At 66.5% G+C, this 20,558-nt stretch carries 17 protein-coding genes, 3 tRNA genes and 1 pseudogene; 15 read left to right on the top strand and 6 right to left on the bottom strand.

Annotation, left to right across the window (positions count from 1 at the left end):
* Positions 1–106: 106 nt before the first annotated feature.
* Both ACXI0D_RS01260 and dapA read right to left on the bottom strand, forming a co-directional pair.
* A complete protein-coding gene (locus ACXI0D_RS01260; RefSeq protein ID WP_479642152.1) occupies positions 107–622 on the bottom strand; it encodes a hypothetical protein in 516 nt (171 codons plus the stop codon).
* A gap of 32 nt (positions 623–654) precedes the next feature.
* On the bottom strand, positions 655–1,548 hold the full coding sequence (gene dapA, locus ACXI0D_RS01255; protein ID WP_479642151.1) for a 4-hydroxy-tetrahydrodipicolinate synthase: 894 nt from the start codon (positions 1,546–1,548) through the stop codon (positions 655–657).
* A gap of 163 nt (positions 1,549–1,711) precedes the next feature.
* Between dapA and ACXI0D_RS01250 the strand changes: the two genes are divergently transcribed.
* From ACXI0D_RS01250 to ACXI0D_RS01205, 10 genes are all read left to right on the top strand, one after another.
* On the top strand, positions 1,712–2,272 hold the full coding sequence (locus tag ACXI0D_RS01250) for a glycine cleavage system transcriptional repressor (protein WP_005409051.1): 561 nt from the start codon (positions 1,712–1,714) through the stop codon (positions 2,270–2,272).
* 92 nt (positions 2,273–2,364) lie between these two features.
* Positions 2,365–2,844 (top strand): peroxiredoxin, encoded by a 480-nt coding sequence (locus tag ACXI0D_RS01245; protein ID WP_479642150.1) that lies wholly within the window; start codon positions 2,365–2,367, stop codon positions 2,842–2,844.
* Positions 2,845–2,928: 84 nt separating this feature from the next.
* Positions 2,929–4,329, top strand: coding sequence for a PhoH family protein (locus ACXI0D_RS01240; protein WP_010484287.1), 1,401 nt, complete (start codon positions 2,929–2,931; stop codon positions 4,327–4,329).
* Positions 4,326–4,832: a hypothetical protein gene (locus tag ACXI0D_RS01235; protein ID WP_479642149.1), complete on the top strand. Its 507-nt coding sequence runs from the start codon at positions 4,326–4,328 to the stop codon at positions 4,830–4,832. Before ACXI0D_RS01240 ends, ACXI0D_RS01235 begins: the two co-directional genes overlap by 4 nt.
* A 12-nt stretch (positions 4,833–4,844) precedes the next feature.
* The gene (locus tag ACXI0D_RS01230; protein WP_049447181.1) at positions 4,845–5,513 is read left to right on the top strand and encodes a YoaK family protein; all 669 of its coding nucleotides are present in this window, start codon (positions 4,845–4,847) and stop codon (positions 5,511–5,513) included.
* 64 nt (positions 5,514–5,577) lie between these two features.
* The gene (thiD, locus tag ACXI0D_RS01225) at positions 5,578–6,387 is read left to right on the top strand and encodes a bifunctional hydroxymethylpyrimidine kinase/phosphomethylpyrimidine kinase (protein WP_479642148.1); all 810 of its coding nucleotides are present in this window, start codon (positions 5,578–5,580) and stop codon (positions 6,385–6,387) included.
* Complete coding sequence (locus ACXI0D_RS01220) at positions 6,384–7,310, top strand: alpha/beta hydrolase family protein (protein ID WP_062946277.1); 927 nt, start codon at positions 6,384–6,386, stop codon at positions 7,308–7,310. Before thiD ends, ACXI0D_RS01220 begins: the two co-directional genes overlap by 4 nt.
* Positions 7,301–7,377, top strand: a tRNA-Arg gene (locus ACXI0D_RS01215). Before ACXI0D_RS01220 ends, ACXI0D_RS01215 begins: the two co-directional genes overlap by 10 nt.
* Before the next feature lie 69 nt (positions 7,378–7,446).
* Positions 7,447–7,523 (top strand) — tRNA-Arg (locus ACXI0D_RS01210).
* A gap of 32 nt (positions 7,524–7,555) precedes the next feature.
* Positions 7,556–7,632 (top strand) — tRNA-Arg (locus tag ACXI0D_RS01205).
* 580 nt (positions 7,633–8,212) lie between these two features.
* On the opposite strand, the gene ACXI0D_RS01200 is transcribed toward ACXI0D_RS01205, so the two are convergent.
* The gene (locus ACXI0D_RS01200) at positions 8,213–9,133 is read right to left on the bottom strand and encodes a LysR family transcriptional regulator (protein ID WP_049445626.1); all 921 of its coding nucleotides are present in this window, start codon (positions 9,131–9,133) and stop codon (positions 8,213–8,215) included.
* Between the two features lie 140 nt (positions 9,134–9,273).
* Between ACXI0D_RS01200 and ACXI0D_RS01195 the strand changes: the two genes are divergently transcribed.
* Positions 9,274–9,975, top strand: a complete 702-nt coding sequence (locus ACXI0D_RS01195; protein ID WP_049445628.1) for a pirin family protein — start codon at positions 9,274–9,276, stop codon at positions 9,973–9,975.
* A 56-nt stretch (positions 9,976–10,031) separates the two neighbouring features.
* On the opposite strand, the pseudogene ACXI0D_RS01190 reads toward ACXI0D_RS01195, so the two are convergent.
* Positions 10,032–12,235: pseudogene (locus tag ACXI0D_RS01190) on the bottom strand (TonB-dependent siderophore receptor).
* Between the two features lie 147 nt (positions 12,236–12,382).
* Entirely contained in the window at positions 12,383–13,078 is a 696-nt protein-coding gene (locus tag ACXI0D_RS01185) for an alpha/beta hydrolase (RefSeq protein ID WP_049445631.1), read from the bottom strand.
* Between the two features lie 184 nt (positions 13,079–13,262).
* Here ACXI0D_RS01185 and ACXI0D_RS01180 point away from each other — a divergent pair, with 184 nt between their 5' ends.
* Positions 13,263–14,402: an MFS transporter gene (locus ACXI0D_RS01180; RefSeq protein ID WP_479642147.1), complete on the top strand. Its 1,140-nt coding sequence runs from the start codon at positions 13,263–13,265 to the stop codon at positions 14,400–14,402.
* Positions 14,403–14,483: 81 nt separating this feature from the next.
* On the opposite strand, the gene ACXI0D_RS01175 is transcribed toward ACXI0D_RS01180, so the two are convergent.
* Complete coding sequence (locus ACXI0D_RS01175) at positions 14,484–15,602, bottom strand: alpha/beta fold hydrolase (RefSeq protein WP_049445635.1); 1,119 nt, start codon at positions 15,600–15,602, stop codon at positions 14,484–14,486.
* Between the two features lie 185 nt (positions 15,603–15,787).
* Between ACXI0D_RS01175 and ACXI0D_RS01170 the strand changes: the two genes are divergently transcribed.
* From ACXI0D_RS01170 to ACXI0D_RS01160, 3 genes are all read left to right on the top strand, one after another.
* The gene (locus tag ACXI0D_RS01170; RefSeq protein ID WP_119007662.1) at positions 15,788–17,134 is read left to right on the top strand and encodes a c-type cytochrome; all 1,347 of its coding nucleotides are present in this window, start codon (positions 15,788–15,790) and stop codon (positions 17,132–17,134) included.
* Positions 17,131–18,057, top strand: coding sequence for a c-type cytochrome (locus ACXI0D_RS01165; protein ID WP_119007661.1), 927 nt, complete (start codon positions 17,131–17,133; stop codon positions 18,055–18,057). The genes ACXI0D_RS01170 and ACXI0D_RS01165 overlap by 4 nt, the downstream gene beginning before the upstream one ends.
* 115 nt (positions 18,058–18,172) lie before the next feature.
* Entirely contained in the window at positions 18,173–20,551 is a 2,379-nt protein-coding gene (locus tag ACXI0D_RS01160; protein ID WP_479642146.1) for a TonB-dependent receptor, read from the top strand.
* The last annotated feature ends 7 nt before the right edge of the window (positions 20,552–20,558 follow it).

Raw genomic sequence — 20,558 nt, 5'->3', positions numbered from 1 at the left:
CCGCAAGATCCGGTAGGTGCCAACCTTGGTTGGCACAGAAGCGCCGACCAAGGTCGGCCTCTACCTGGGCAGGTGCGGATATGGACCGCACCCACCGGACCGGCCCTTACTGGGCCAGCTTCGCCTTCAGCGCGGCGATCAGCTTCACCGGCGCTTCGGCGGTGGCCGGCAGGCCACGCGGGTCGACCGCCGAGATGTAGGCGCCGGCATCGACCGCCACCACGCGGACCAGGAAGTTGCTGCCTTCGTAGGCCACGTCGTACGAGCCCAGCAGCTGCGCGCGGCTGGCGATGGTCACGCCTTCCACGCCTTCCAGTGCGGTACCGACCTTGGCGAAGGCTTCATCCTTGCCACCGGCAATGGTGAAACCGGTGTTGCCCACCGCCGGCGCTGCGGCGACCGGCGCGGCCGGCTTGGTGGCCGAGGCCAGTGTCGGCACCTTGGAGTCGGTGGTGGCGTTGGGCAGGTTCAGGTCCGGCGGCACTTCCAGCGGACGCATTTCCGGGGCCAGGGCGTAGTCGCCCTTCACGCCACGCTTGAAGCAGCCGGTGGTGCCGGCGGCGACCGCCACAGCAAGCAGGGCGTAGGACAGCACGCGGACGGTGGAAACGGATTGACGCATGTGAATCTCCTGGGTCAGACCAAGACGGAAGGTCAGTGGCTGGAAAGGGCTTCGAGGGCGGCGATGTCGCCGGCAAGATGGTCGGCCGCCGGGTGATGTGCTGCCGACAGCGGCAGCAGCGGCAGGCGCAGGTCATTACCGATGCCGATGCGGCGCAGCAGCGCCTTGACCGGGATCGGATTGGGTTCGACGCCACAGAAATCATGGAACGGATGCAGGCGCGCATCCCAGGACTCGGTGGCTTCGTGGTCGTGCGCGGCGGCCAGCTCGCACATCCGGCGATAGGCGCCCGGCAGAACGTTGGAACCGACCGAGATCAGGCCATCGATGCCGGCCCGGATCGAACGCGCCGCGGTGCCGTCGTCGCCACTGAGCACCGCGAACTTCGGGCTGCGCAGTGCCAGCAGCGCCTGCACCCGGCCGGTGTCACCCACCGCTTCCTTGATGCCGACGATATTGGGGTGGCCGGCCAGCTCGGCCACGGTCTCCGGCTGCATGTCGCAGCCGGTACGACAGGGCACGTTGTACAGCACGACCGGCAGCCCGCCCTGGTCGGCAACCGCGCGATAGTGCGCGATCAGGCCGGCCTGGGTCGGCCGCACGTACGGCGGGGTGACCACCAGCGCGTGGCTGGCGCCAAGCGCGGCGGCACGGCGGGTCTGTTCGATGGTCTTGGCGGTGCCCGACAAGCCGGTACCGGCCATGACCGGGATGCGGCCGCCGATGCGCTCGACCGCGCTGGCCAGCAGCAGGTCGTACTCGGCATCGGTCAGGGTCGCCGCTTCGCCGGTCGAGCCAGCCACGACAACGCCATGGACGCCACCCTCCAGTTGCAGGTGCAGCAGGCGCTGCCAACCATCGGGATCGAGGGCGCCGTCGGCCCGGAACGGGGTCGCCAGCGCGGTGATGAGGCCGGAAAGGGACAAGGACGTGCTGCTCTTGGCTGGGAAGGGAAACGCCCGCCACGAAAGGCTGGGGGCGACCTGAATGTTACTTGCGGCGCGAAAGCACGGGCAAGTATGCTGGACACCGGTGGATCCCCGCCTCTGGCGGGCATTCAGACTAACGCATGCATTACCCGGAATCGCCTTGACCGACACCACCCCGCGCCCCGCGCCGAGCGAAAACCACCTCCTGATCAACGCCTATACGACGCATCCGGAGTCCCCCCTGCTGTCCGTCACCCGCCGCATCGCCGACAGCGGTTGCAACCTGGTGGACGCACGCCTGGCCACGGTCGGCCGCGATGTCTCGGTCACCGCCCTGGCCACCGGCTCCTGGGACTCGGTGGCCAAGCTGGAGGCGATGCTGACCCGGCTGGAGCGCGAAGAGGGCCTGAAGCTGGTCTGGTACCGCACCGCCGCCAAGCAGGCGCAGTCCAACCTGCTGCCGTACATCGTCGAAGTGATCGCCGCCGACAAGCCGGGCATCCTGTTCCAGCTGGCCGACTTCTTCGACCGCCAGGGCATCACCATCGAGAACCTGCAGAGCACGCGCTACCGCGCCATGCAGACCGGTGCGGAAATGTTCAGTGCACAGGTCACCATCGGCGTGCCGGCCAACATGCACATCGCCGCGCTGCGCGACGATTTCCTTGAGTTCTGCGACCACCTGAACCTGGACGCGATCATGGACCCGATGAAGTTCTGAATGAATTCCTGATTTTTTCGCGCGCCTCTCACGGGCGCGTGGCGTTTCATGCAATTGTCTTGGAAAGAACCCAGGCTCGACAGAAGGACCTCATGAACAACGGCGATACCCTGGACAGCACCACCCTCTCCCTGCCACTGGCGCTGTCCGGTGGCGACCAGGCCACCCTCGGCGACTACGCCGGCCACTGGCTGGTGCTGTACTTCTACCCCAAGGACAGCACCCCCGGCTGCACCACCGAAGGCCTCGACTTCAACGCGCTGCTGCCGAAGTTCAAGAAGGCCGGCGCGGTCGTGCTGGGCGTCTCGCGCGATTCGGTGAAGTCGCACGACAATTTCTGTGCCAAGCAGGGCTTCGGCTTCCCGCTGGTCAGCGATGGCGACGAAGCGCTGTGCAGTGCCTTCGACGTGATCAAGATGAAGAACATGTACGGCAAGCAGGTACGTGGCATCGAACGCAGCACCTTCCTGATTTCCCCCGACAGCCGCATCGTGCAGTCCTGGCGCAAGGTCAAGGTTGCCGGCCATGCCGATGCCGTTCTCGCCGAACTGAAGGCCTCCCAGTCCAAGTGAGTCCCACTGCCTACTGTGTCTGCCATCACCCTGCCCTGCAGCAGGCCGTGGTGGTTTTTCCCTGTCCGTAACCAGGAATCGACGATGACCCGAGGCAAGCGCATCTACGTGCTGGATACCAACGTGCTGATGCACGATCCCACCGCGCTGTTCAAATTCGAGGAGCACGACGTTTACCTGCCCATGCAGGTGATCGAGGAGCTGGACAACGGCAAGAAGGGCACCTCCGAAGCGAGCCGCAACGCCCGCCAGGTGAGCCGCTTCCTCAACGAGCTGGTGCAGGAATCCGGCCTGGACAACCTGGCCGACGGCATTCCGCTGCAGCGACCCAATGGCCTGCAGCTGCGCGGCAAGCAGAGCGCCGGCAAGCTGCGCTTCCAGACCAGCCATTTCGACGCCGGCAAGAGCTTCGGCAAGGTCATTCCGGACAACGCCATCCTCGGCGCGATCCTGGCCCTGAAGGAAGAAACCCCGGACCTGCCGGTGGTGTTCGTCTCCAAGGACATCAACCTGCGGATCAAGGCCGCCATCGCCGGCATCGTGTCCGAGGACTACGAGAACGACCGCGCGCTGGACGATTTCAGCCTGCTCTACACCGGCGCCACCGAACTGCCGGAAGACTTCTGGAAGCGCCACGGCGACGACCTGCGCAGCTGGAGTGACAAGGGCCGCACGCATTACGAAATTCTCGCGCAGGATGGCGAGGAGTGGTACCCGAACCAGTACGTCTACCTGCCCGGCGAAGATGAAGTCGAGCTGCGCGTCAGCCGCGTGGTCGGCGACGGCAAGGTGGTGCTGTCGCTGGTCGATGATTTCCGCCACGGCAGCCACGCCGTGTGGGGCATCAGCGCACGCAACCGCGAGCAGAACTTCGCCCTCAACGCACTGATGGATCCGGAGATCGACTTCGTCACGCTGCTGGGCACCGCCGGCACCGGCAAGACCCTGCTGGCGCTGGCCGCCGGCCTGGCGCAGACGATGGACCAGCAGCGCTACCGCGAGATCATCATGACCCGCGCCACGGTCAGCGTCGGCGAGGACATCGGCTTCCTGCCCGGCACCGAGGAAGAGAAGATGACGCCGTGGATGGGCGCACTGACCGACAACCTGGAAGTGCTCACGCACAACCAGGAAGGCGGCACCTGGGGGCGCCAGGCGACCAACGACCTGCTCGCCAGCCGCATCAAGATCCGCTCGATGAACTTCATGCGGGGCCGCACCTTCCTGTCGCGCTACCTGATCCTGGACGAGGCGCAGAACCTCACCCCCAAGCAGATGAAGACGCTGATCACCCGTGCCGGCCCCGGTACCAAGATCGTCTGCCTGGGCAACGTCGAGCAGATCGACACCCCGTACCTGACCGAAACCACCTCGGGCCTGACCTACGCGGTGGATCGCTTCAAGAACTGGCCGCATAGTGCGCACATCACCCTGCGCCGAGGCGAACGCTCACGCCTGGCCGATTACGCCTCGGAGGTGTTGTGAACCGCTGCACCCGCCTGCTGCTGTCCACGGCTGCGATCGCGCTCGCAGCCGCCCTGGGTGCCTGCACCACCACGCGCGGCCCGGCCAGCGTGCCGACCGCCGAGCGTACCGGCCAGTCCTGGGTGGTCACCCGCCCGATCATTGCCGCGCAGGTGCTCGACACCTGCTCGCGGCCCAGCCCCGGCCGCGAGGCCGGGCGGGTCAGCGGCTACTGGGCGCCCAGCCGGCAACAGGTCGACCAGCTGGAAGCGAAACTGTCTTCGCTGGAAGCCCAGGTGCCGAAGGTGCTCGACTTTGACCGCCAGTACGTCGGCATCGAAAGCGCAGGCCAACGGCTGATCTACATCAACGCCTTCCACCTGCCCGACGACAGCGGCATCAATCCGGCCCGCGAAGCGATCCGCGTCTGCGATGGCGGCGCGCAGTTCTGGGGCGCGGTGTTCGACCCGGCCAGCAACACCTTCAGCGAGCTGCAGTTCAACGGCGGCCTCGGCGGGCCCTGAGCGGCACCGCCGATGGGAATACGCCTGCCCACCTGGGTCTGGATCGGTGCGGTCGCGCTCTCGTGCGTGGCCGGCATGGTCAACGTGGTCGGCTTCCTCGGCTTCGAGCACCAGGCGGTCAGCCACATGACCGGCAGTACCAGCCAGCTCGGCATGGCACTGGCCCAGGGTGACTGGCGCGCGGTTGGCCACCTGTGGGGCCTGCTGATCGCGTTCTCGCTGGGGGCAATGCTCAGCGGCCTGCTGATCCAGGACAGCACCCTGCAGCTGGGCCGCCGCTACGGCGTGGCACTGGCGCTGGAATCGGCTCTGTTGCTGGTGGCCATTCCGCTGTTCGAACGGCACCAGATCTGGGGCGCCCTGGCCGCCGCCATGGCCTGCGGCCTGCAGAATGCAATGGCCACCACCTTCAGTGGCGCGGTGGTGCGCACCACCCACCTCAGCGGCATGTTCACCGATCTCGGCATCGGCCTCGGCCACCTGCTGCGCGGACTGCCGTTGCAGGTGCGACGACTGACCCTCAGCGGACTGATCATCAGCGGCTTCCTCGCCGGCGGCATGATCGGCGCCTGGCTGTTCATGCGCTGGCAGTACGACGCCCTGCTCGCCCCGGCCCTGCTGACGGGCCTGACCGGGCTGGGCTATGTGCTGTACCAGCAATGGGCGCGATGGCGGCATTGAATCAAGGACATCCACGCATGGCGTGGATCTACCTTCCCCAGCGGGACCACGGCACAATCGCTGGATGAGCCCGACCACTCCCGTATCCGCCCTCACCATCGCCGGCTCCGACTCCGGCGGCGGCGCCGGCATCCAGGCCGACCTGAAGGCCTTTGCAGCGCATCGCGTGCACGGCCTCTCCGCGATCGCCGCACTGACCGCACAGAACACCCGAGGCGTCATCGCCGTGCATGTGCCGCCGATCGATTTCCTGCGCGCGCAACTGGACGCCTGCTTCGACGACTTCGATATCCACGCGGTGAAGCTCGGCATGCTGGCCAACGCCGAGGTGATCAACACCGTTGCCGACGCACTGGAAAAGCATCGCCCGCCGCACGTGGTGCTGGACCCGGTGATGGTGGCCACCAGCGGCGCACGCCTGCTGGAAGACAGCGCCCTGCAGGCGATGCGCGAGCGCCTGATCCCGCTGGCCACGCTGATCACCCCGAATACGCCGGAAGCAGAGCTGCTGGTCGGACGCAAGATCGGCAACGGCGATGACGCGGAGCGCGCCGCTTCCGCCCTGCTCGACCTGGGCGCCGGCGCGGTGCTGCTGAAAGGTGGCCACCTGCAGGAAGGCAACCGCGTGATCGACCGCTACTTCGACGGCGTCAGCAGCGAAGAATTCATCCACGCCCGCCTGCCACTGGATGCACATGGCACCGGCTGCACGCTGGCCTCGGCCATCGCCGCGCAGCTGTGCAACGGCCTGAGCCTGGCCAACGCCTGCGAAGCCGGCATCGACTACGTTGCACGCGGCCTGCAGCAGGGCTACGCGCCTGGCCGCAGCGAGGTGCTGGTGCTCGATCACTTCGGCGCGGCACCGCACGCATGAGCCTCGCACCGGACGTCATTGCCGTGCAGTGCACTGATGGCCATCGCTACGAGGTGATCGCCTGCGTGCCCGCACAGCCCATCGCGCGCCTGCTGTGGCTACCAGCGCTGGGCGTGGCCGCGCGCCACTACCTGCCGCTGGCGCAGGCGCTGGCGGCGAAGGGCGTGGCGGTGTACCTGCATGAGTGGCGCGGCAACGGCAGCAGCTCACTGCGCCCATCGCACACGCAGGACTGGGGCTATCGCGAAGTACTGGAGCAGGATCTGCCGACCAGCCAGGCGGTGCTTGTCGCGGCGGATGATGAAGCCGGCGCCCTGCCCTGGATCATCGGTGGCCACAGCCTCGGCGGTCAGCTGGCCTGCGTGCATGCCGGCCGCAACCCGCAGCACTTCAACCGCTTGTGGTTGGCGGCCAGCGGCTCACCGTTCTGGCGTGGCTTCCCGCCACCGCGCGGCTGGCTGCTGCCGCTGGTCTACCGCTTCCTGCCGTGGATCGCGCAGCGCCAGGGCGTGCTGCATGGTCGGCGCCTCGGCTTCGGCGGCACCGAAGCTCGCGGACTGATCGCCGACTGGGCGCGCGTGGGCCTGAACAACCACTACGCCGCGGCCGGCATGGACGAAGACCTCGATGCGCAGATGGCGCGCGTGCATGGCAGCGCGCAGGCGGTGCTGATGGAGCACGACTGGTTGGCACCGACCGGATCGATGCAGGCGTTGCTGGCGAAGCTGCCGAATGTGGACGCACAGCTGCGCGTGTTGTCCGCGCAGGAGCTGGGCACGCGCGCCGATCATTTCGCCTGGCTGAAGGCCCCGGACGCCGTGGCTGACAGCTTTTTCATTCAGTTGGATGAAAATTTTCACAAAACTGTTGACGGTGCGCGCCGACATCCGCATAATTCCGCTCCTGTCGCAGGGCGCCCGTAGCTCAGTTGGATAGAGTACCTGGCTACGAACCAGGCGGTCGGGAGTTCGAATCTCTCCGGGCGCACCACTCGACAGGTTTCCAGCATCCGCCGCTGGAAATGCAGTAAAATCAGGCAGTAAGTTGATTGTGTACCGCGCGCCCGTAGCTCAGTTGGATAGAGTACCTGGCTACGAACCAGGCGGTCGGGAGTTCGAATCTCTCCGGGCGCACCATACACAGTCAGCACAACAAGTTTATGTAATTGGCGCCCGTAGCTCAGTTGGATAGAGTACCTGGCTACGAACCAGGCGGTCGGGAGTTCGAATCTCTCCGGGCGCACCATTACACCGAAACAGCAGGCCTCGGCCTGCTGTTTTTTTATGTGTGTTTTTCGGCAGGGCTGCGCCCTGCACCTGCAGATGCTTCAAGCCAAGGCAACGGCAACAGCAAAAGCTGGCATTCCGTGGGTTGGCGGGGCGGTGTCGGAGTGCGGGGACGCCGCAAGTACGTCCATGTAGGCTTGGCAGCCGCATCCATGCGGCTGACACCCCGCACTCCGACACCGCCCCACCCCTGACAGATTCTCGCGATCTGATGGATCCACGCCATGCATGGATGACTCCATCGGAATCGAATGATTCGACAATTGATCGAAGAGCATCCACGCATGGCGTGGATCTACCGTGTCGACCAAGGTCGACACCTACCAACAGCACCGGGAAACTGTCGAAGGCGGGGTGGGTCCGGTTGCGGGAGTGTCCGCGGCATGGATGCCGCGGCCAAGCCCCCATGGACGGGTTTACGGCGTCTCCCGCAACCGGACCCACCCCGCCTCCCCAGAGGAAACCAGCTTCTGCTGTTGCTGTTGCTGTTGCTGTTGCTCCAGCCCGTAGCGGGTGCAGGGCGCAGCCCTGCCAAACACCTACCCCCTGGCCATTGCCTGCCACCACTGCGACAGCAGCTCCGGCCTGCGCAGGCGCTCGCGCCACCAGCGCAGTGCCGCGCCATCCTCGCCGGTGCGCCAGGCCAGCCAGAACGTTTCCTCCGGCTTGTGTTCCTCCACCTCGCGGATCACCAGCTGGCCACGCGCCACCGCCGCGCGCGCACACGGCTCGGGCAGGAAGCCGAATCCCACGCCTTCGCACTGCAGCTTCAATTTGCTGGCCATGTCGGGCACCGTCAGCATCTCCTGCCCCATCAACAACCCCACCGTGCGCGGCAGCAGCCTACGCGCCGAATCGGAAACGGCAATCGCGCAGTGCTCGACCAGCTGCTCGCGACCGAGCACGCCCGGTACGTTGGCCAACGGATGATCCGGTGCGACGGCGAACACGAACTCCACCGTGCCCAGCGGCTCGACCACATAACCACCGCCACTGGGGCCCTCGCCCGGCGCACCCACCAGCAGGTCGGCACGGCGGTCCAGCAGGGCCTCCCAGGTGCCGGACAGGGCCTCGCCGATCAGCCGCAGCCGGGTCGGCGCCTCCGCCTCACGAAACGCAGCGATGTCCGGACCGAGCAGCCAGGTCGGGAACACCGAGTCCACCGCCAGGGTCAGTTCGGTCTCCCAGCCCGACGCCACCCGGCGCACCCGCAGCTCCAGCTCGCGGGCCGCGCGCAGCAGATGCCGGCCCTCATCCAGCAGGGCGCGCCCGGCCTCGGTCGGCTCGGCACGCGGGCCGACCCGGTCGAACAGCTGGACACCGAGGTCCTCCTCCAGCTTGGCCACGGTGTAGGAAATGGTCGAGGGCACCTTGTGCAGGGCCTTGCCGGCGCCGGCGAACGAGCCGCGGCGGTCGATGGCGTCCAGGATCTGCAGGGCATCGAGGCTGAGCTTGAGCATTCGAATTTTTCGATGATGACTGTCAAAACTATCCGTTTTTCAAACCCTGGGCGCAAGCGGATACTTCTCTCCAACGGGGAAACACAGCGGCTACCAGCCCACCCCGCCCCATCGAAACCATCGAACAAGGAGATTCCATCATGCTGCAGATCCGCAAGAGCGCTACCCGTGGCCTGGCCGAGCATGGCTGGCTGTCCTCGCGCCATACCTTCTCCTTCGCCAACTACTACGACCCCCGCTACGTCAGCTTCGGCCCGCTGCGGGTGATCAACGAAGACAAGGTGATCGGCGGCCAGGGCTTCGGCACCCACAGCCACAGCAACATGGAGATCGTGTCCTATGTGCTGGGCGGCGCGCTGGAGCACAAGGACTCGATGGGCACCGGCTCGGTGCTGCGCTACGGCGACGTGCAGCGCATGAGCGCCGGCAGCGGTGTCAGCCACAGCGAGTTCAATCACTCCGCCGACGAGACCGTGCACTTCCTGCAGATCTGGATCTTCCCGGACACCGAGAACATCACGCCGTCCTACGAGGAGACCCACTTCGCCCCGGAAGCCAAGCGCGGCCAGCTGCGCCTGATTGCTTCGCCGGACGGTGCCGATGGTTCGCTGCGCATCCACCAGGATGCCCGCATCTTCGCCACCATCCTCGACGGCGGCCAGAAGCTGCACCACGCGCTCGGCAACGGACGTGGCGCCTATGTGCAGGTAGCCCGCGGCCAGCTGCAGGTCAATGGCATCACCCTGGAAGCCGGTGATGCGCTGCAGGTCAGCGACGAAGCGCAGCTGACCCTGGAAAACGGCAACGACGCCGAAGTGCTGGTGTTCGACCTGCCGCTGTAACCGCAGCGCCCGCGATGCCATGACGCACCGCGGGCGTTTTCGTGCAGCGCCTGGCGTCAGAACCTGTACGTCATCGCCAACCGCACATTGCGCGGCTCACCCCAGGTGTAGGTGCTGTACCAGCTGAAGATCGTGTAGTAGCGCTTGTCCAGCAGGTTGTTGACGTTGAGCGTGGCCGACAGGCGATCGTTGAATTCATAGCGCGCCATCGCATCGAGCAGCCAATAAGGCTGGGTGCGATGCACCACCTTGGCCTGCGTGGCCGGGTTGGTGATCTCGCCGAAGGTGGAATCCTGCCAGCGCGCGCCACCGCCCAGCGTCAGCCCCTTCCAGTCGCCGCGCAGGCGGTAGCTGGTGTGCAGGCTGAACTGGTTTTCCGGCTCCAGCGTGGTCACCTTGCCACCGGCCTGGCGCGCGATCTTGTGCGAGAACCCACCCTGCACCTGCCAGCCCTCGGCCAGCTGGCCAGACATTTCCAGCTCGTAACCCTTGGTACGCACCCCCATCAGGGCGCGATAGGCATCCTGACCATCCGGTGTCTTGCCACCGGTGGGCTGGGCAAAGTTGTCCTGGTCAAGCTGGAACAACGCCGCACTGGCATTGAGGCGACCATCGAAGAACTCAGCCTTCAGGCCCACCTCGTAGCTGCGGCCTTCCAGCGGATCCAGCGCCTTGCCCTGCTCGTCGCGCTGCCCCTGCGGTTTGAAGATGGTGCTGTAGCTGGCGTACACCGAGTAGTGCTCACCCAGGTCGTAGACCACACCGGCATACGGCACATAGACGCCGGTCTCGCGCGTGTCCGGCGAGCGGTAGCTGGCCAGGCGGCTGCCGACGATCAACTTCAACGGATCGGCCACGTCGAAACGGCCGACCACGTACAGGCCGTTCTCACGCGTCACTTCGTTGTTGCTGTAGCTGCGCTGCCACTCCGGCTCGGGAATGTCGCCCTGCCATGCGCGGTAGTCGGGTACTTCCGTCGGGTAGCCAGGCTGCGGCGAGTAACCGGTATTGGTCCAGCGCTTGCGCGAAGCACTGCCGCCCACCACCAGCTCATGCTCGCGGCCAAACAGGCCGAAATGACCGCTCAGATAGAAGTCGGCAGCGTTGCTGACGGTCTTGCCGACATACTTGCCCAGCCACAGCGACACGCCTTCGCCAGTGACCGGATCAGGATTTCCACCCGCCGCCCCGGCCAGCGCGGCGTCATAGCCGTTGACCTGGTGGTTGAGCTGCAGCTTGGCGACCCAATCGTTGTCGAAGGTGTGCTCCAGCGTGGCAAAGCCGGTACGCACATACTGGCGCCAGCCACTCCAACGGGTGCCGTTGTTGAACGAGCGCGGCATGTCATTGAAGCTGCCCGCACTGTCCAGCAGCGGAATGCCGCCCCAGGTCGAGCCCTTCGGATCGCTGTCCATCGCATCGCCCCCCACGGTCAGCAGGGTGCGCTCGCCCAGATCGGCCTCCAGCACGGCGTAACCGACCTTCTGGTGCGCTGGTAGTGGTCGAGGTTGGAATGCTTGTCCTGCCACGCACCGACCGCGCGGCCGCGCACACGCCCATCGGCGGTCAATGGGCCACCCACATCGATCTCGGCACGATAGTCGTCCCAGCGGCCGACACCCAGCGTCGCACTGCCGGCGAAGTCCTTGCCCGGCTTCTTGCGCACCAGGTTGATGGTCGCGCCTGGATCGCCCATGCCGGTCAGCAGGCCGGTGGCCCCCTTGAGCACTTCGATGCGGTCATAGATCGCGGTATCGCTGAGCGTGTTGCCCGCCGAATAGGCCGAGTCACGCGACATCGGGATGCCGTCGTACTGGAAGTTCTGCACGGCAAATCCACGTGCGTAGTACTCGGTACGCTCGCTGTCGTAGGTGACGATGCTGATACCCGGGGTCACCCGCATGACGTCATCGATGCCGTTCAGGCCGAAGTCGTCCATCTGTGCGCGGGTAATGACGCTGATGCTCTGTGGCGTCTGGCGCGGCGTCAGCACCAGGCGGGTGGCGGTGGCGATGGTACCAGGCGTGTACGCGCCGCTGCCCTCGGTGATGGTGCCGAGCAGGTTGGCGGTGACCTGGACGGTCTGCAGCGTCTGCGATGCCGGCGTGCGGGGGGCCTTGTCCGGTTCGGTGGTGGACTGCGCGGCTGCGATGCCGCTGCTGGTCAGTGCGGTGATCAGCAGGCCCTGGGCAAGCGCCTGCGGCAACGCACGGCGACGTGGCAATGGGGACGAAATACGGGCATCAGGCACAGACAGCACGACGGGACCTCCACGATCGGGTGGGATCCTCTGGCGGCGGCTGGAGGGAAGACGGGGACGCGGCCGGATGGCCGCAGGCGCAGGAGTGTACTCCCCTGCGCCCCGGCTGTCGTGCGATGTGCTTTGGTGCGGCGCGCTGCCGCAGGCTCAGCCGCCGATGGCGGCGCAGGCCTCCAGGATCAGCGCGGTCACTTCCTTCGGCTGCGAGGCCAGCGAGGCATGGCTGGCATCCAGTTCCAGCAGTCGCTTGGGCTGCATCCTTGCGGCCATGGCCTTCTGGTTCTCCGGCGCGATCATGCGGTCGTGGCGGGACAGCTGGTACCAGCTCGGCCTGTGCTTCCACGCCGGGTCGCTGACCGCGTCACCAAAGGTGCTGGCCAGCGGCGCCTTCTGGGTCACTGCCATCACCCGGCCTTCGTCGGCGCTCAGGTCCTGGCAGAAGCTCTCATGGAACTTGTCCGCACGCAGCCACAGGTAGCCATCGCTGTCCGGTGCGAGGTTCGGCGCCGCCTCCGGCAGGTGCTGCTGGGTGATGCCTCCCGGGCTCTCGCCGGCATCGGGTGCGAAGGCAGCGATGTAGACCAGGGCCTTCACGTTGTCCTCGTTGCCGGCCTGGCTGATCACCGCGCCACCATAGGAGTGGCCAACCAGCACCACCGGTCCATCGATCTGCCGGATCATCTTCTGCGTGCGTCCTGCATCATCGGCCAACGACGTGAGCGGCAACTCCACCGCCTGCACACGGTCATGACCATTGCGATGCAGTTCCAGGATCACCTTGGCCCAATGTGCGGCCCCGCCCCAGAATCCATGGACGAGGAGGATGGTGGGTGTCGTGCTCATGTACAGGTCTCCGGCAGCGGCCGGCGGAATGCCGACCGTGCAGCCACTGTCCGTGTGCAGCGTTAATCGCTGGTGACGCAATCGGGCCACTGCAATCGTATGCGTCGTTCGATGTCATGCACGGCACTTGCCGACTCTGCCTGAAAACGTTTTCATACTGATTCCCCGGAGCCTCGCATCACGCATGACGCCCTCATCCCCACGTGCCCAGCAGCACGCTACCCGTGCCGCTTTCTTCATTCCCGGATTCGCCACCGCTGCGTGGGCGCCGATGGTGCCCTACGCCAAGGCCAAGGCTGGGCTGTCCGACGCAAGTCTCGGCGCGGTGCTGCTGTGTCTTGGGCTGGGTTCGTTGCTGGCGATGCCACTGGCAGGTGCGCTGACCGGGCGGCTGGGCTGCCGTCGGGTGATGGTGATCACCTGCGCGATGATGCTGTGCGCTCTGCCCTTGCTGGTGCTGGCGCCCTCGCCGGTGGCGCTGGGCGCGGCACTGTTCGTGTTCGGCGCCGGCGTCGGTGCACTGGATTGTGCGATGAACATGCAGGCGGTGGCGGTCGAGCGCGACGCCGGGCGCGCGATGATGTCGGGCTTCCACGCCTTCTACAGCATCGGTGGATTCGTCGGCGCCGGCTGCATGACCGGGCTACTGATCCTCGGCACGTCGCTGTGGCTGGCCGCGCTGGTTTCGGTGGCCGCTCTGCTGCTGGTGGCCGTGCTGTCGGCGCCGCATTGGCGTCCGCAACGGATCCTGCACGAAGGACCTCTGCTGGCGCTGCCGCATGGCGTGGTGCTGTTCATCGGCGTGCTGGCCTTCGTGGTGTTCCTTGCCGAGGGCTCGATGCTGGACTGGAGTGCGGTGTTCCTGGCTGAAGTGCGGCAGGTACCGCGCGACCAGGCCGGGGCCGGCTTCGCGTTGTTCACGCTGGCGATGACCGCGATGCGCCTGTTTGGCGACGGTATCGTCGAGCGCCTCGGACGCACCCGCACCCTGGTCATCGGCGGCATCACCGCCGCAGCAGGCTTCACCTTGGCCACGCTGGTGCCCTCGTTCCCGGTGGCGCTGGCCGGCTACGTGCTGGTCGGGCTGGGCTGCGCCAACATCGTGCCGGCGCTGTTCTCGATGGCGGGCCAGCAGCGGGTGATGCCGGAGAGCATCGCCATCACCGCGGTCACCACGCTGGGCTATGCCGGCATCCTCGCCGGTCCGGCGGCGATCGGCGCACTGGCACATGCCACCAGCCTCGGTTTCGCCTTCCTGTACGTGGCCGCGCTGCTGCTCGGCGTCGCGGCGTCTGCGCGCTCATTGGCACGACGCGTGGCCTGACAGAAAAAGGGGACGGAGGGGATTAAGTCGATTCTGCCCCGGGTGTGCTGCAAACGACTTAATCCCCTCCGTCCCCTTTTCTCAGCTGCGTGTCAGCCACTCGGCCTGGGCCGGCAGCTGCGGTGCCGGGCACGCGCTCTGCGGATGGTGCTCGTCGCGCGCCATCCAGTCATCGACCACCCCGGCCAGCAGGTCCAGCCGCAACGGCAGGGTGATGTGGTCTTCGCCGCGCATTTCGATGTAGTGCGCGCGCGGGTTGGCCTGCGCGAGCTCGCGGCCCTGGCTGACCGGAATGTGCTGGTCGCCCTGCCCGTGCAGCAGCAGTACGCAGGCGCGGGTATCGGCCAGCGCGCGCGCCACGTCCACGCGGTCCAGATCGACGTCGATGCGGCGGCTGGCGGCGGCGATCACCTGGTTGATGTCCTGGCCGCCGTAGCGCCAGCGCGCGTACGACGCCACCGCCTGCGCCTTCAGGCCTTCCGGCTGCAGCCCCATCAGGTGCGGGATCATGGTGCGGATCGCCACGCCGGCATTGGCGAACGATTCCATCGCCACCACGCCTTCCACCTGGTCGCCGAGCTTGTCGGCGGTGAACACTGCGGTGGCCGCGCCGTACGATACACCGAACAGGTACAGCGGCCCGGTCACCTCGCCACGTGCACGCAGCTCACCGATTACATCGACCACGTCATCCGATTCATAGGTGCCATAGCCGGACGGACCGGCGCCGGACTGGCCATGGTTGCGCAGGTCGAGGGTGATCACGCGATAGCCGGATTCGGCTAGCTGCAGCGACCACGGCAGCATCGAATCGCCATTCATCATCCAGCCGTGCAGCAGCACCACGGTGCCGCGCGGCGCCTGCGCATGGAACGGCTGCGGCACGGCCAGGCTCAGGCCGGTATCCAGCGGCAGGCCGTTCTCGTGGCGCTGCGGCAGGTAGTGGTAACGCGCGCCGTAGTCGCCCGGATCGAACACACGCCAGAAGATCGGCACGCCATCACGGCCCGGCGCGAAGCCATGGCGGTTGGGCAGTTCGGCGATGGCCGCAGCGATGCGCGGACGATCGAGCAGGGTCGATACGCCACCCGGCGCGATCAGCCGATCGGCGAGCGAGGTGGATGCGGCATTGATCGAGGAGGAGCATGCAGCCAGCCACAGGCCGGCGCACGCCAGCAACAACAGCAGCAGGCGCTTCATATCACGTCATAGGGGTGAATCAGACAGGTTGGGACGTTAACGCCCCAATAGTCCGGCCATCTATCGCGCGTGGATGACGGCTTGATGACAACGCAGGAACGATTCAGCTTGGTGTACAAGCTGTATCCGTTCAGTCATTGATCCGGATCAATGAACGCGCGCGCGGGATTGCCCACAGTGCCGCCATGCGCACCTCGTTCAAGCTCGCCATTGCCCTGGCCGCCACGCTGGCCGCCGCCTACGGCATCGCCCGCAGCACGCCCTACTGGTTCGCACCGCGGCAGACCGCGCAGGTCGACATCCACGATCCGGCGCTGATCGCGCAGGGGCAGTACCTGTCGCGTGCCGCCGACTGCGCGGCCTGCCACACCGCGCCAGGCGGCAAGCCCTTCGCCGGTGGCCTGGGCATGCAGACGCCGATGGGCACGATCTATTCGACCAACATCACGCCCGATCCGGACACCGGCATTGGTGCCTACGACTACGCCGATTTCGAACGCGCGGTGCGCCGCGGCTTCCGTCACGATGGCCAGCCGCTGTATCCGGCGATGCCGTATGCCTCGTACGTGATCGCCAGCGATGCCGAGATCAAGGCGCTGTACGCCTATTTCATGGGCTCGGTGCAGCCGGTGAAGCAAAGCAACGCCGACAGCACGATTCCGTGGCCGGCCAACATGCGCTGGCCACTGGCCTGGTGGCAGCTGCTGTTCGCGCGACCACGCAGCTTCAGTCCCGATCCGTCGCTGGATGCCGGCCAGCAGCGTGGCGCCGAACTGGTGGAAGGCCTGGCCCACTGCGGTGCCTGCCACACGCCACGTGGCCTGGCATTCCAGGAAAAGGCGATGGCCGATGATGGCAGCCGCCAGTTCCTGTCCGGCTCGGTGCTCGAAGGCTGGTATGCGAAGAACCTGCGCAACGAGTCGACCGGCCTGGCCAGCTGGAGCGAGGGCGAGATCGTCGACTTCCTGCGCACCGGACGCACCGATCGCTCGGCGGCCTTCGGCGGCATGGCCGATGTGGTCGAGCACAGCACGCAGTACCTGTCCGACGCTGACCTGCTGGCGATGGCGCGCTACCTGAAGCAGCTGCCGGCGCGTGAGGGCCGCAGCGCACAGTGGTCGCCGGGGACCGACACCACCACCGCAGCACTGCGCAATGGCGACTACCGCGTGGCCGGTTCGCTGGCCTATACCGAGCACTGCCAGGCCTGCCACCGCGCCGATGGCCGCGGCATGCCCCGCGTCTACCCGGCCCTGGCCGGCAACTCGATCGTATTCGCCGATGATCCCAGTTCGTTGGTACAGGTGACCCTGATCGGCGGCCGCACGCCGCATACCCCGCACGACCGCATGGCCTTCACCATGCCCGGTTTCGAGCAGCTGTCGAACGCGCAGCTGGCACAGATCCTGACCTTCATCCGCAGCAGCTGGGGCAACCAGGCCAGCGCAGTGAGCGAGGTCGAGGTGGCGCGCATGCGCCGGGTGGTGCGTGACAAGCCGGTGCACTACGTTCCGCAGGAGGCCGCACGATGAAACGTTCGCGCAGACGTTCCCGCCTGCTGTTCGGTAGTGCGATCACCGTGGTGCTGCTAGCCGGTGCGGGCACCCTAGCCTATCGTCACCTGCATCCGGACCTGGATGCCGCCGTAGCCAGCACGATCGACATCCTCGATGCGCAGGGCAAGGTGATCGGGCATTACCACGCGCCCAGCGCCGAAGAGATCGCCGGGCTGGGCAACGCCGAATCGGTGATGCTTGGACGCCGCATCCTCAACGAGACCGCGCGCCTGCTGCCGGACAACGTCGGCAACGATCTGAACTGTAATTCGTGCCACATGGCCGAGGGCAAGCGGCCGTTCGGCAACCACTACTTCAACACCGGTGGTGGCGCCTATCCGCGCTACATGCCGCGGCCGGGCAAGGTGATCGGGCTGGCCGAACGCATCAATGGCTGCCTGCAGCGTTCGATGAACGGCAAGCCGCTGCCAAAGGACGCGCCGCAGATGCGCGCGATGCTCGACTACATGGCGTGGCTGAGCAGTCCCGTGCCAGACGGTGCAAAGGTGGCCGCCCCCAGCGAGGGCCCCATCGACAGCACGCTGACGCCGGACCCGATCCGTGGCCAGGCGCTGTACGCCGTGCAGTGCGCGGCCTGCCATGGCGACAACGGCGAAGGCCGGCGCGACGCCAGCGGTGACATCGCCTTCCCGCCGCTGTGGGGCGACCACAGCTTCAACATCGGCGCCGGCATGGCGCGCCTGTACAAGGCAGCCGGTTTCATCAAGCACAACATGCCGCCGGCGGTGACCCGCGAGCCGCCGCTGGGGCAGCAGGTGATGCCCGACCAGGATGCGGTGGACATCGCCGGCTATTTCATCAACCAGCCCCGGCCGGACTTCGCCAACAAGAGCAAGGACTGGCCGCGCGACCCGAAACCCAAGGACGCACGGTACTGAAGCAAGTGGCGGGTGCCGACCGTCGCACAACACGATTCCTGCATCATCACGTCATGCCGATGTCATTGGCGTTGCCGACACTCCGGGGCTTCCCTCCTCTGAAGGTCCGGTCTCGATGCGAACGTCTGCGTGCTTTCCCCGTGTCTCGCTGCTTGCCCTGCTGATCGCCCCCGCACTGGACGCCCTGGCCGAAGCACCGCAGGGCGATGCCGCTGAAGCGCGCAGCAGTGAGGCCCGCACCCTCGACCAGGTGCAGGTGATCGGCCAGGCCACCAGCTACGCCAAGACCTCGGTGCGCGCGGAAACGCTGAACCGCCAGACGGTGATGAGCAGCGTCAACGACGCGCTCAATGAAGTGCCCGGCGTGGTGGTCAGCGAAGCTGATGCCACCGGCTCGTCGGTGTGGGGCACGCAGATCAGCATGCGTGGCTTCGTCACCAACCGCGACACCCAGCAGATCGGCACGACCATCGACGGCCTGCCCAACGGCGGTTCGGGTTACGGCGGCGGCTCGCTGGCCAACCGCTACATCGACACGCTCGACCTGGAAACGGTGGAAGTCAGCCAGGGCACTGCCGATATCTCCTCGCGCTCGAACGAAGCGCTGGGTGGCACGCTCAACTTCCTCACCAGCGATCCGCTGCAGGACAGCCGCCTGCGCTTCGTGGTCGGTGCCGGTGACAACGAAGCGCGCAAGTACTACGTGCGCTACGACACCGGCCTGCTCGGCGGCCATACCCGCGCCTGGATGAGTGCCTCTTCGGCGCGCGTGCATGACTGGATCGATGGCAGCGGCAAGACCAGCAGCGATCACATCGCCGGCAAGTTCATCACCGAGCTGGACCGCTGGACGCTGACCGGCTACCTGTCCTACAACGATGCCGACGAGCCGGAGTACACCAGCGTCTCGCCGAAGGGCTTCGCCACCAACCCGGACCGCGACAACCTGGTTGGTACCCTCACCGGCATCCCCTATCTGGACCAGAACTACCGTTCCGGCTCGCGTGCGCTGCGCGAGAACACCTTCGGCTACCTGCGCGCGGCCTTCGACGGCGGCAACGGCTTCAAGGCCTCGGTGGCGGCCTACGGGCACCGTATGGAAGGTCGTGGCGACTGGCTGCCACCGTACCTGGCACAGGTCAGCGATGATGGTGCCGGCCGCCCCGAGTCGGAGTACATCGGTGGAAAGACCGTGTATGGCGGCAGCAACCGCGGCCAGATCTTCTTCGTCAATCCCGACGGCAGCGTCGCGCAGCGCCTGGCCAGCTGCACGCCGCGGCTGGGCTTCACTGCCGAATACGATCCGAACTGCTATGCCGGCAACGTGCTGGGCGCGCAGTCGTATCGCCACACCCACTACGACAATGACCGCATGGGCGTGACCGCCGACGTCGAGTGGCGGCAGACCTTCGGTGCGGTCGACAACACGATCCGCGGCGGCCTGTGGGTGGAGAAGCTGGACCGCTCGGCCCGTCGCGACTGGCACCGCCTGCTCAACGTCGGCCAGGACATCGCCTTCGACCACCAGCCTTACTGGGTGCAGTTCGAGGACAAGTACAAGGTCGACGAGCAGATGTATTACGTCGAGGACGTGGCCCGCTTCGGGCCGTTCAGGGCGCGCCTGGGCGTGAAGCAGTTCTTCGTCGACCAGTCGCGCCGCCGCGTGATCGGTGCCAGCGAGCACGTCAAATCCGATTCCAAGTCCGATCCGCTGCTGTCCACCGGCTTCACCTGGGCACCCGGCGTGGAAGGCATGGAGCTGTTCGCTGGCTTCTCGCAGAACTTCGCCGCCATTCCCTCCGGCGTGCTCGGCGAGACCGACCCGCAACGCTTCCGCAACGTCGAGCCGGAAACCGCCGACAACATCGAAGTGGGCATGCGCATCAGCCGCTGGCCGCTGACCGCCTCGGTCACCCTGTACAACATCAAGTTCGACAACCGCATCGTCTACCTGCCGGCCGGTTTCGTCAGCGGCATCGACTACCTCGGCGAGACCGACGGTGTCTACGAGAACTTCGGCGGCGTGGAAAGCAACGGCCTGGAGGCGGCGTTCGGCTATGGCTGGGACAACGGCTGGCGCCTCAACGCCGCCTATACCTACAACCGCTCCAAGTACCTGGGCAGTGGCGATGCCGCACGTGATACCCAGTTGGGCATCGTCGACGGCGCCAAGGTGATCGGCCAGCCCGAACAGACCCTGGTGCTGTCGGCGGACTGGCAGGGTGAGAACTGGAACTTCGGCCTGTCCGGTCGCTACCTGGGCACGCGCTACCTCGATGCCGCCAACGTCAACAAGCTGCCTTCGGCCACCGTGTTCAACGCCAATATCGGCTTCGACCTGCAGGGCCTGTCGCCGCGCCTGAAAGGCATGGGCGCCAACCTGGTGGTGAGCAATCTGACCGACAAGCGGTATCTTGCAGGGGTGGACGGCCGCGACAACGCCTTCATCGGCGCCCCGCGCACCGTCGGCATCTCCTTCCGTGTGGACCTGTGAGTGAGCC

It is taken from the genome of Stenotrophomonas sp. C9D9, from assembly GCF_056491205.1.
This window is presented reverse-complemented; position numbering and strand designations above follow the sequence as displayed.